At 52.4% G+C, this 12,242-nt stretch carries 8 protein-coding genes; all 8 read left to right on the forward strand.

From position 1 onward, the window contains the following. A partial coding sequence (locus JW814_05285; protein MBN2070852.1) for a V-type ATP synthase subunit A occupies nt 1–549 on the forward strand: 549 nt, incomplete at its 5' end. 52 nt (nt 550–601) lie between these two features. Then, nucleotides 602–2,068 (forward strand): V-type ATP synthase subunit B, encoded by a 1,467-nt coding sequence (locus JW814_05290; GenBank protein MBN2070853.1) that lies wholly within the window; start codon nt 602–604, stop codon nt 2,066–2,068. Then, a complete protein-coding gene (locus JW814_05295; protein ID MBN2070854.1) occupies nt 2,065–2,697 on the forward strand; it encodes a V-type ATP synthase subunit D in 633 nt (210 codons plus the stop codon). Before JW814_05290 ends, JW814_05295 begins: the two co-directional genes overlap by 4 nt. A gap of 344 nt (nt 2,698–3,041) precedes the next feature. Continuing rightward, complete coding sequence (locus JW814_05300; protein MBN2070855.1) at nt 3,042–6,152, forward strand: carboxypeptidase regulatory-like domain-containing protein; 3,111 nt, start codon at nt 3,042–3,044, stop codon at nt 6,150–6,152. A gap of 33 nt (nt 6,153–6,185) precedes the next feature. Further along, nucleotides 6,186–8,675, forward strand: a complete 2,490-nt coding sequence (locus JW814_05305) for a hypothetical protein (protein ID MBN2070856.1) — start codon at nt 6,186–6,188, stop codon at nt 8,673–8,675. Nucleotides 8,676–8,707: 32 nt separating this feature from the next. Then, the gene (locus tag JW814_05310; protein ID MBN2070857.1) at nt 8,708–9,649 is read left to right on the forward strand and encodes a PorV/PorQ family protein; all 942 of its coding nucleotides are present in this window, start codon (nt 8,708–8,710) and stop codon (nt 9,647–9,649) included. 38 nt (nt 9,650–9,687) lie between these two features. After that, complete coding sequence (locus JW814_05315) at nt 9,688–11,202, forward strand: GWxTD domain-containing protein (protein ID MBN2070858.1); 1,515 nt, start codon at nt 9,688–9,690, stop codon at nt 11,200–11,202. A 171-nt stretch (nt 11,203–11,373) separates the two neighbouring features. Then, entirely contained in the window at nt 11,374–12,240 is an 867-nt protein-coding gene (locus tag JW814_05320; protein ID MBN2070859.1) for a MotA/TolQ/ExbB proton channel family protein, read from the forward strand. Nucleotides 12,241–12,242 lie beyond the last annotated feature (2 nt).

The raw sequence follows: 12,242 nt of genomic DNA on the forward strand, positions 1-12,242 counted from the left end.
AAGGTCTTCTGGGCGCTCGAGGACCAGCTTGCTTTCGAAAGGCATTTCCCTGCCATCGGCTGGTTGACCAGCTATTCATTATATCATGACAATCTTGCCGATTACATGAGGAACGAGGTCTCGCACCAGTGGGCCGAGACGAGGGTCGCCGCGATGGGGATCCTCCAGAAAGAGGAAGAACTCAAGGAACTTGTGCGCCTGGTAGGACTCGATTCGCTCTCGGACAATGACAGGGTCGTCCTCGAGACGGCGAAGCATATAAGGGAGGATTTCCTGCACCAGTCAGCGTTCGACGCGGTCGACGCGTATACGAGGATGGGCAAGCAGTTCAGGATGCTCGATACGATAATAAGGCTTCACGGGGCTTGCGAGAGAGCGATCGAGAAGAAGGTCCCCCTGAGAAGGCTTCTTGAACTCAACGTCAGGGAGAGCATAGCAAGAATGAGGAGTATCCCGGAGGACGATATCGGGGGATTTGACGCGATACAGGAAGAGATAGAAAAACAGATTGCCGAATCTTCGGCTGAAAGCAGGCATATCGAAGCGTGACAGGGCGCGCTGCCCCTGGAATGTTTACAGGAAGATGAAAGAAGGGATCTGAATGGTAACCGAATATACTACAATAGGAGAGATAGCCGGGCCGCTCGTGCTTTTGACTGATGTCGAACATGCCTCTTATGAAGAACTTGTGGAAGTCGAACTGCCGTCCGGGGAACAGAGGAGGGGCAAGGTCCTCGAGGTGAACCGCGACAGGGTCCTCGTACAGATCTTTGAAGGGACCAGGGGCGTGGATATAGCGAAGACAAAAGTCCGTTTTCTCGGTAAGAGCCTGGAACTGGCCGTATCTCCCGATATTCTTGGAAGGATCTTCAACGGGCTCGGACGCCCGATAGACGATGGTCCGAAGATAATCCCCGAGATGATGCTCGATATCAACGGAAACCCGATCAATCCGTATGCCCGGATCTATCCGCAGGAATTCATTCAGACGGGGATATCCTCGATCGACGGCCTGAACACCCTGGTAAGAGGGCAAAAACTCCCGATATTCTCGGGATTCGGTCTTCCGCATTCAGAACTGGCCGCCCAGATCGCCAGGCAGGCATCGGTTCCAGGTTCCGAATCGCCGTTTGCCATAGTCTTCGCCGCGATGGGCATCACCTTCGAGGAAGCTAATTATTTCATTCGCGATTTCCAGGAGACCGGAGCGATGGAGAGGGTCGTTCTCTTCATTAACCTGGCGAACGACCCGACGATCGAACGGATCGCCACGCCGAGAGCGGCTCTTACCGCCGCGGAATATCTCGCCTTTGAACGGGGCATGCATGTGCTGGTGATCCTGACAGACTTGACGAATTATTGCGAGGCGCTGCGGGAAGTATCCGTCGCTAGAAAGGAGATCCCTGGACGCCGCGGATATCCGGGATATCTATACACAGATCTTTCGACCATCTATGAACGCGCAGGCCTGCTGAAGGGAGACAAGGAAGGAGAGGTAAGGGAAGGTTCGATAACTCAGATCCCCGTACTGTCGATGCCGGACGACGACAAGACCCATCCGATCCCCGATCTCACCGGGTATATCACGGAAGGACAGATAATCCTGGACAGGTCGCTTCACAGGAAAGGTATCTATCCACCGGTCAATGTATTGCCAAGCCTGTCGCGACTTCGCGACAAGGGTATCGGCAAGGGAAGGACGAGGGAGGATCACTCCAACCTGGCCAACCAGCTCTTCTCTTCCTACGCCAAGAGCAAGGAAGTCGAGGAACTTGCCGTCGTTCTGGGCGAGGCGGCGCTGACAGATACCGACAGGGCGTATATGGCTTTCGGTCAAGAGTTCGAGGATAGATTTGTCCGCCAGGCTCTCGACGAGAACAGGACTATCACCGAGACGCTTTCGATAGGATGGGATCTGCTGGCAAAGATACCCCGATCGGAGATCAAACGGATCAGCGATGAATATATCGACAGGTATCTGCCGGTGAAAAAGAACGATGATGCTGAGGATGAAAAAGGCGAAGAGGGCGCGGCGCTTCAAGGCGCCGGCGCGGAGGATGAGAATTGAAGCGGAAGGTAAATCCGAACAGGATGATGTTGCTGCGCCTGAAAAGGCGGCTTGAACTGGCGCAGAGAGGGCACAAGCTCCTGAAGAACAAGCAGGAGAAACTGATGCAGAATTTCTTCTCCCTCGTGCGCGAGACGACAGCGATGAGGAAGGATGTCGAAAGGACCTTCATTGATATCGGGATGGATTATCTTTCAGGAAGAGCCGGCACCGGTCCGCAGGCTCTCGAGGACGCCCTCTCCCTCACTACCACTTCAGGCGAGTTGAAGATCAAAAGCCGCTACGAGATGAGCATAGAGATACCGGAATTCGAATTCGTGATTCCCGAAAGAGAACCGGCCTACAGGCTCGATTCCACTTCGGTCGAGCTTGACGCGGCCTTTGAAAAACTTTTTGAACATTTCCCCGCCCTTATGAAGCTGGCCGGGATGGAAAACGCTCTCTTCAAGATGGCCGAGGAACTTGAAAAGACAAGACGACGCGTAAACGCGCTCGAATATGTCCTGATCCCCGATCTCTCGGAAGCGATTAAAAATATCGAGAGCAAGCTCAGCGAGGCTGAAAGAGGAACGCAGACCAGGTTGATGAAGATCAAGGATATGGTCCAGGCGAGAGAGGCGGGGGTCTGATCCGGCAACTTCATCGGATTCAGGTATTTTCCCTCTCTCCTGCTTGACAAACCCCTCGGGGATATATATATTTTTATTGAGCCCGCTTCAAAGGCTCGACTGGAGACCCCACCAGGTTTTTTACCCAGGTTTAAATTCAGAGAGAATCGCGTCTTTGTCATTTTTTGCCGCCTGGCGGGCAAATTGTTTGACACGAAAAGAGATGGTAATTATATTTACGGCGAGGAGTAACGGAGAGTCTATAAGATACGAAAATTTGAATTTATCTACTGATGCGTTGTCGGTATCGACCGAAAAGCAGATTGCTGTATTTGACTTACATGGATCTGGCAAGGAGTGGTGAGATGAAAAGCCTTTCGGGAAAAGTTTTGCTTTTGTTGGTTCTGGTGCCGGTCCTTATCCTGATGACGGGTGTTTCCGATCTCTATGCCCAATCGGGAAGAGTCCAGGGCAAAGTCACTGTCGCCAAGACCGGTGTGCCCCTGCCTTATGCCAATGTCATCCTCGTAGGCACGGTCATGGGCGGAATGACGATGACCGATGGTTCTTTTCTGATCACCGGCGTCCCTGTCGGCACTTATACGGTCAAGGTGATGATGATGGGGTATAAGGTAATGGAGAAACCGAATGTAAGGGTCGATGCGGGCCAGACATCGATGGTCGAATTCCAGCTTACCGAAGAGATCGTAGGGCAGACGCAGGAGATCGTCGTCGAAGCCGAGATGAAAATGGTCGAAGTCAAAGACAGCGACGTAAAGCATACCGTGACGAGTGACGAACTTGAAGACCTGCCGGTCGACGATGTCGTGGAAGCTCTCGCTCTTAAGGGCGGTATTATCAAGACCGGAGACGACCTTCACGTAAGAGGCGGACGTTCAGGCGAGGTCCAGTTCCAGATAGACGGAGTGCCGGTGGATGATCCCCTCAGCGGAGGCCAGATCTCGGTAGGTCTGCTCGGAACTGCTGACAGCGAAGTGATCACCGGCGGTATGGATGCCGAATATGGAAACGCCCAGTCGGCGGTAGTACAGCTCAGGACCCGCGAAGGCGGCAAGACTTTCGAGGGCCAGATAAGGTATATGACTGATGATTTTGGACGCAAGGACAAGACATACACGAACTATGACAGGTTGAGCGCCGGATTCGGCGGACCGACGCCGCTCAACGGGCTGACCTTCTATCTTTCGGGAGAAGTATCGTTCACAGACGGTGAAAACTGGATGATTAACGACAGGCAGGAACATTCCTTCCTCAACGACTTCTTCAAATTCTCCGATCGCGCGAACCACAGCTATAACCTTCAGGGAAAACTCGCCTACACGCTCAAACCGGGAATGAAACTGATAGGAGAGGCGATCTATGGACATACGATAAACAGGGGGTATTCGCACAACTGGAATCTCCAGGGATATGTACAGAAGATCTATCGCTTCATGACTCTCAGGGCAAGCCGCGAATCGCTCGCTCCAGACGCGAGAGCTTTCGGACAGTACGTAAGTTTCTATCACGGCGACTGGATCAACAACGAACTCCCAAGGGTCTCTTACTACCCCGGCACGCTCGCCGGAAGACGCAAGGTGATCTATCCGATCGTCATCTTCTCGAAGGTCAGGGATCCGAACAGGCCTGAAGCGGGAGCATTCGTGATTCGTTACGACGAGTTCTACGCGAGGCTCGCGACCAATATCTACGGTCAGGAAGTAGAGATCATCTGGGATGAAGCTATCAAGAATGAATCTGGCGATGTAGAGAGGTATGAATCGAAGCTCCTCTTCGAGGGCTTCCAGAATCCCGACAGCAAATTCAGCCACTTCAGGGACGATACGATGTATGTTCCATTCAACTCGGCGAACAATATCACGACGAATGAATCGGACAACCTGCAGATGAAAATTGCCCTTAATCACAATATTACCGAAGATGTCCTCTATTCGATAAATTTCAGCCGGATCCAGTTCAGTTCCTTTACCTCTGTTGACGGAAAGGACCCGGATGAATACAACACCGCAGGCCAGCCTGTCATCCTTCCCAGCGGAGGATACCAGTTTACCGGCGTGAGCAACCAGGTCTACTATACCGACCCCGAATATCCTTACTTCCTCACCTGCTACGATATGCCTTTTTATGGAGACAGGGTCAGCACGACTTATATTATGAAGAGCGATATCACCTCGCAGCAGTGGAAGAACCACAGGTTCAAGACAGGTGTCCAGTTCGTGTACAACGATCTGGACAATGAGACTATCAACTCTCCGGGAAACCTCAGGAGGCTGGAAGACGGAATCACGTTCAAACAGGGCACCAGTGATAATATCTTCCACAACTACAATCCTGAAGCTTCATTCTATGTCCAGGACAAGTGGGAATATGAAGGGATGGTCGTAAACGGCGGGGTCAGGGTCGATTATTTCTCTCCCGGTAACAATAATACTATAGAGATCCAGAGTACCGAGATCAATCCCAACGTCGAACAGCACAAGTTCCAGATCAGTCCCCGACTCGGGTTCGCTTTCCCGATCACCGACAAGGACAAGTTCCATTTCCATTACGGACGATTCACCCAGTGGCCGGCGAGGACCTTCCTCTTCCAGTCCCAGGAACTTATCGGTGGGGCAGGGATACTTGGCAACCCCGATCTCGACGAGGAGCTGACAGTCTCTTACCAGGCGGGTATCTCCCATCAGTTCACGGAGAATGTCGCCGGCAACTTTGTCGTGTTCAACAAGGATATTTACGGACTGATCTCATCGACGCGTGTTACCGACGAGGATCTTGGCGTGACAGGGTTCCGCTATATCAACAGGACGTACGCCAGTTCCCGTGGTTTCGAGCTCTCCCTGAGCAAGCGGCTGAGCCACTATATAGGAGGAGAGATCTCGTATACTCTTTCATACGCCGACGGTGTGGCGTCCAACGCCAACTTCGGCATTTCGGCGGAAGGGTTGACCCATCTTCCGACTCAGGAGATGCCTCTTGACTGGGATCAGCGCCATACGCTCAACGTGACTCTCAGGCTGCAGGATCAAAACGACTGGGGAGCGACTATCGTATACAGTTACGGCAGCGGGCTTCCATGGACTCCATGGGACCGTTTCGCGCGCCGTCAGGATCCGCTCGATGAGAACTCGCTTCGTCTTGAGCAGACGCATATAATCAATCTTCAGGGCAGAAAGAAATTCAATATATACGGACAGGAACTTACACTGTTCTTCGAGGGAAGGAACCTTCTTGATGAAGACGTTCTTCTTCCCGGTGGTACTGCTCCAGGGGTATTCCCCAACATGAGAAACGCGCGGATGGACAACGGATCGTATCTTACCGAGACGGGGCAGTTCGGAGGCGCGTATCTTCAGGACCTGGACGAGGATGGACTTGACGATTTTACACCTGTAAATGATCCGACGATCTGGTCAGGCCACAGGCAGTGGAGGATCGGGTTTGGATTTGAATTCTAGGCACAAGGGACGAACGGAGTGGAGGTTCTTGATATGATAAAAAAAGGCAGTCTGTTGTTGCTGATCATCCCACTTGCTGTTTCCCTGTTCTGTTCTCCGGCCCGGGCAAGGGATGATCTCGGAGAATGGTCAGATAAACTCAAGAATATGGATCAGATATGGGTCTTCGATGGATCGGGCATCCACAATGTGGGGAACCTGCAGATGCATGTCTGTAACTGGGGATGTTTCGGATCTTATCCCGCCTCGAACTGGCCGACCGCCGAATATCCTTCGGCCCAGTGGCCGGCAAACTCCAGTACGGAATATCTCTATATCGCCGGTCTCTGGATAGGGGCGAAAAAGGGAGGTATTCCCGTAGTATCCACCGCGGCATACGATATCGAGTTCCGTCCTCCCGGGACGGAAAATCCCGACGCGAAGATATACAGGGCGTTCGAGGGGGTCCCCGGCGGATCGAGGCTGCCGAGCCCGCCCGATGACGACAAGGACGGAAGAGCCGATGAGGACTGGCTCAATGGCGTCGATGACGACGGGGACGGAAAGATCGACGAGGATTTCGGCGCTATCGGGAAACAGATGTTTACCTGCTGGTTCACCGACGACCACCCGCAGTCGGTTATCTCGAACCCCGAGCATACTCCCCTGCACCTTTTTGTCGAGCAGGAGAGCTACCAGTGGGAAGAAGAGCAGTTTTACGATTTTGTCGGTGTCGAATACAATGTCAAGAATTACGGTACTGATATTATCGAAGATATATATGTAGGGTTCTTTGCCGATGGCGATGCCGGCAAGAGAGACCGCGAGCAGTACTGGACAGATGACTGTACCGGACTCTGGAAGGGGATCAGGTGCGCCAGGAGAGGCGACAACGAAGTCCCGATAAGATTGAGTGTCGCGTATTTCTATGACAAGGATGGCGATGAGGGGGAATGTCTCGGTTATTTCGGGATCATTTTCCTCGGCCATGACACCGATCCCCTTGGGGAAGATGCTCCCCAGAAGGTCGGTCTGACTTCATATCAGAACTTTTCAGGCGATCAGCCTTATGAGAACGGTGGAGACCCCACCAACGATTTCCAGCGCTATGAATTGATGAGCAAGGGCCTGGAAGACAAGAACGCGGAAGTGCCGAGGGATTACCGTATGATGATGGCGACGGGGCCGTTCAGGGAACTTCTTCCCGACAGCTCGATGGTCCTTCAGGTAGCATTCGTCTGCGGCCTCGGGCTTGAAGGCATGCTCAAGGCGGCGGCGAGCGCGGCGATGGCTTTCCAGGGTAACTGGTTCGATATCGACGGTAACCCGCAGACTGGTATCGACGGCCGTGAGACTCCCGTATACGGACCGGCGAGCGGTGTAGTCGCCGATTCCTGCGCGGTCGACATGGAGATCCTTTCCGCCGTCAGGGGCGAGATCATCTGGATAAATAATGACTGCCGTGAGGAACTCGAGCTCTGGGAAGACACGAGATGTTCCAAGGGAGACGCGACATTTGCCGATTATCAGACAGGCGTGGGGGGCAAGGAAAGACAGATCAACTGGCTTGTCGGGTCCGCGCCGCCACCTCCGACGATGAGGAGCATCCCCGGCAACAACAAGGTCGTCCTCCTCTGGGATAACTTCAGCGAGGTCACCCCGGACGTCAGTACTCTCGCTCTCGATTTTGAGGGTTACAGGATATGGAGAGCCGACGGATGGGAAAGGCCACTTGGAACATCGATCCTCAGTGGCCCTTCGAGAGAGCTCTGGCAGCTTCTCGTTGAAAGAGACCTGATCAACGGAGTCAGCCCCGATCTCGGTTTCAAGACGCCGGTGGAAGAGGGAGGATGGCAGTATGAGCCTCTTTCCGAACTTTCCAGCGCCGATAAAGACGCGATCATGGGCCTGTTCGAGGAAAGCGTCTGGTATTTTCCCCTCGATACGGTCCCATGTCCTCCGGGTCTGACCGATCTCCAGTGCGACACCCTGGAGGCGCTGGCCCGGTACAACCTCGGTTTCGAAGGCGGACTGCAGTATTATAAATTTATTGATACCAGCGTGCATAACGGAATGCACTATTTCTACAGCGTGACGGCCTTCGATCACCTGATAAGCGGAGGAGTGCCGATCAGGCCGAACAAGTATGGAGATCCTTCGTCGAACTTCCTTTATACGAGGCCTGTGTCGAATGAGCAGGAAGAGGATGAGTATAAAAGCGAGAAAGTCTATGTTGTTCCCAACCCGGCGACTGCCGAGACGATGGCTCCATGGCAGCTCGAACCTAACATGGATGATCCTACCGGCATAAAGGTCGAATTCAGAAATCTCCCCGAGGGAGAGTGTACGGTAAGGATATTCACCCTTTCAGGAGACCTGGTGGAGGAACTTTATCATAACAGCGGTGACAGTGGTGGTACTCTCGTCTGGGATCTTGTTTCCAGGAACGGGCAGAACGTGACGAGCGGCGTATACCTGTTCGCCGTTGAAAGCAGAAACAGCAGTATTGACAGGACAATAGGAAAATTTGTAATAATCAGGTAATTTTATCGCGTTTACTCCCAGGAGGTCTGGTGATGAAGAGTAAGGTTTTGATCGGGTTTATGGTCTTGATGGTCGTGCCTGTAATGCTTTTGGGGTCGACTAAACCGTTCGAAAAGGTAGGGACATACGCAGCTCCATTTCTCAAGATCGGTCCTTCGGCGAGAGCTGCCGGTATGGGAAACGCCTTCACGGCTATAGCCGACGACGCGACAGCGATCTACTGGAACCCGGCGGGAATGGTTGAGATCAACCGTACTCAGGTAACCTTGAACTCTACTCTTTGGCCGGCTGATATCGATGTCTATTTCGTGGGGGCGGTCTTTACCACTCCCTACCTTCCCGGAACGTTCGGGATAAGCGCGAGGGCGCTGGTCATGGATCCCCAGGTCGAGAGAACGATATATATGCCGGAAGGGACAAAACGTTTCTTCGATGCCGGTGATATGTCATTCGGACTCTCGTACGCGACCTATTTTACCGACAAGTTCTCTGCCGGTTTTACCGGGCATTTCATTCATATGGGACTTGCCGACAAGAGCGTGGAGACGATGGCGTTCGATTTCGGGCTTATCTACAGGATAGGGATACAGGGGATGAGACTTGGTATGATGATCCAGTCTCTTGGCGGTGAAGTCGATTTCGACGACCGCTCGTCGAAGATGCCGACACTGTTCAAAGTCGGTTTGAGCATGGATGCCTACAGAAGGGGTATGCATGCTGTCCTCGCGGCCGGTGAGTTTTCCCATCCTTCCGATAACAAGGAACGGATGAATGTCGGTATGGAGTATGTCTTCAACCAGTTCTTCTATCTGAGATCGGGATATAATATCAATTATGATACTTCGAAACTGGGCTGGGGTGTCGGATTCAGAGTCGATACAAGTCAGACCTCCGATCTTGGATTCGATTATGCCTGGGAGGATCTTGATTACCTTGGATCGACCCACCGTGTGACACTGAACTTCAGTTACTAGGGGGGTGGATACGGGGGGTATGAAGACCTCCTGTCGATATGAGAAGAAATATTGCTCTTGCTGTGGTCCTACTGTTGATCCTGGGGTTGAACTCCGGTCTTTCCAATGGAGGATCACTGAGAGGCGAAGGTGATTTCGAGTTCTATCTCGATGCCGGTTCGCTTCCTCTCAAGGGCGAGAAGGTACTTGAGATATTTCAGATAGCAGTTCCTACGAAAGAAATAAAATATGAGAAGAAAGACGACGGCTTTGAGGCTGTCGTCTCTGTTTATCTGGCGATCGGTCGCGACGGCGAAAAGATCTATGAAAAACAACTGATGATCCGCGATTCCAGGGTTGTGGAGCCTTCATCTGCCGACCTGGCGGGATTTCTTTATATTTCCGATTCATGCAGCGTTGATCCGGGTATATATCACCTGACCGTTCGGTTGGAGGACCGGAGCAGGAGAAAGAAGACCCTGCTCGGTGCTTTGCGGAACAAACACTTTTATTCGCTTATAGAGAACGAATTGCTCGATATAAGATCGTTTGATCATACCAGGATCGTCATGAGTGATCCATTCCTTCTCTGGGGCCGCGACAGTGATGGCAGATTCATTCCCAATCCGATGAGTGTCTACGGCCTGAAGAACGATACCCTTACCGTCTTTACGCAGGCCAGGTTGCCGGACGGCGTCGACAGGCCTGAAATCGAGATATATATGACGATTCTCAACGACAGGGGAATGGTAGTCGACTCCCTTGGTTTTAACGCTCGGGTCAGAGGCGGGAGAGCGGCGATCCTTGGACGTTTCGATGTCAATAAATGGGAGGCTGGCGGGTACAGGGTGAATATATCGGCATCGTCCCGGCCGAGCCTCTTTGCGATGACAGGGAAGGATTTCAATATCGCGTGGGAACTTCTAAACTGGCAGAGGCCGCGAAGGGATGTCCTCGGTGAAGCAAGGATCATATTCAACGATTTCGAATTTGATGAATTCAAAAGCGTCGGTATTGGACAGCAGGAATCGATCCTTAACGAATTCTGGAAGAAGCTCGATCCTACTCCCCATACGGCGGTCAACGAGAATTACGAGATATTCACCGACAGGGTAAGGTACGCCGATTCCCACTTCAGCGATCATCGGAAAGGATCGCTGACGGACAGGGGGCAGATATACGTAAGGTTCGGTCCACCCGAAGATATACTGGAGGAAAGCGTTCCGTTCAACAGGACCGATCTCGATGAAGTCATCGACAAGCTCGATGACCAGTACAAGGTAGTGATCCATAATACGTACAAAGGCTTCGGGACGGAAGCAGTGAACATATATGACATGACGACAGATCGCGCGAAGTTGTACCGGGGCGGTGGCATGGATACCGGTGCTTACCAGCTCTGGCTCTATTCCCTGAAGGGGCGTCCGCTTTTCGAGAGGGACGACCTGATGTCGATAAACTCCGGATTGAGGTTTCTCTTTATCGACAAGGATGGCGTCGGCGCCTATGTCCTGGTCGGGACTTCCGATGATTTCAAGGATGAATCGCGTGGTTCAAGTTCGATCATGGAATAGATTCGGGCGGTTTGAAGAGGCAGGGAATTTTTGGTTGACAATGATAATAGTATCAAGTATTTTACAGCCGTTAAGAGAGATTGGATTTACTTGTTTGTAATCAATTGAGGTCCGTATTCCAACGGATGTTGTTATCATTCTAATCCGTTTTCCGTAGAAGGAGCGCGTCGTATGGTAGAGAGAAGGTACACGGTAAGGGCTGTTATTGTTGGTTTCATTCTTTGTCTAGTCGCTGCCTCACCCGTAGTTCTTCTGGCTCAGGAAGCTATAGAAGAAGCGTCAGCCCCTGAAATGACATTGCAGTCGGCTCAGGATTCAATTGGAACAGCCAGGAATGATTCGATGGTTGTCGCTAATGATGTCGCTGATATGGCCGAGAGAAAGAGACTCGGTGTAGTGCTCTACAACCTTAAGCACAGCGGGATCGGCGAGAAGTATGTAGATGGTGGAAACTTCATGCATGCTCTCCTTTTAGCGTCGATCGTCGGAGTCGTCTTTATCATAGAAAGACTTGTTACTCTCGCCCGTGCGCGCGTCAACGTGAGAAAGCTCATGGGGGAAGTCCTCGGAGCTATCAAATCTGAGGGAATCGACGGAGCGATGCGCGTATGTGAACGCACAAGAGGTCCGATCGCGGCCGTTCTTCACTCGGGGCTTCTAAGGTCGGGGCGTGGTCCGGAGGCGGTAAAGGAAGCTATCGAGACCGCCGGATCGATCGAGACTTCGTTTCTCGAGCGCGGCCTCGTGGCGATCGCCACAGTGGCGCAGGTAGCCCCGCTTCTCGGGTTCCTTGGTACGGTATCGGGTATGATCAGCGCGTTTGCCGCTATCGCTTCGGCGGAGCAGGTAAGCGCCAAGGTAGTAGCCTCCGGTATCGAGGAAGCTCTTATCACGACGGCTACAGGTCTTATAATCGCTATTCCGGCAAGCATAGGGCACTCGTTCTTCGTGTCCCAGATCGACCGTTTCGTCCTCGAGATGGAGGAAGCATCGGCCGAACTGGTAAATGAGCTTATCGAACTGAATATTTCCAAGTAGCG

The sequence above is a fragment of the Candidatus Krumholzibacteriota bacterium genome (genome assembly GCA_016932415.1).
Classification (GTDB): domain Bacteria; phylum Krumholzibacteriota; class Krumholzibacteriia; order Krumholzibacteriales; family Krumholzibacteriaceae; genus Krumholzibacterium.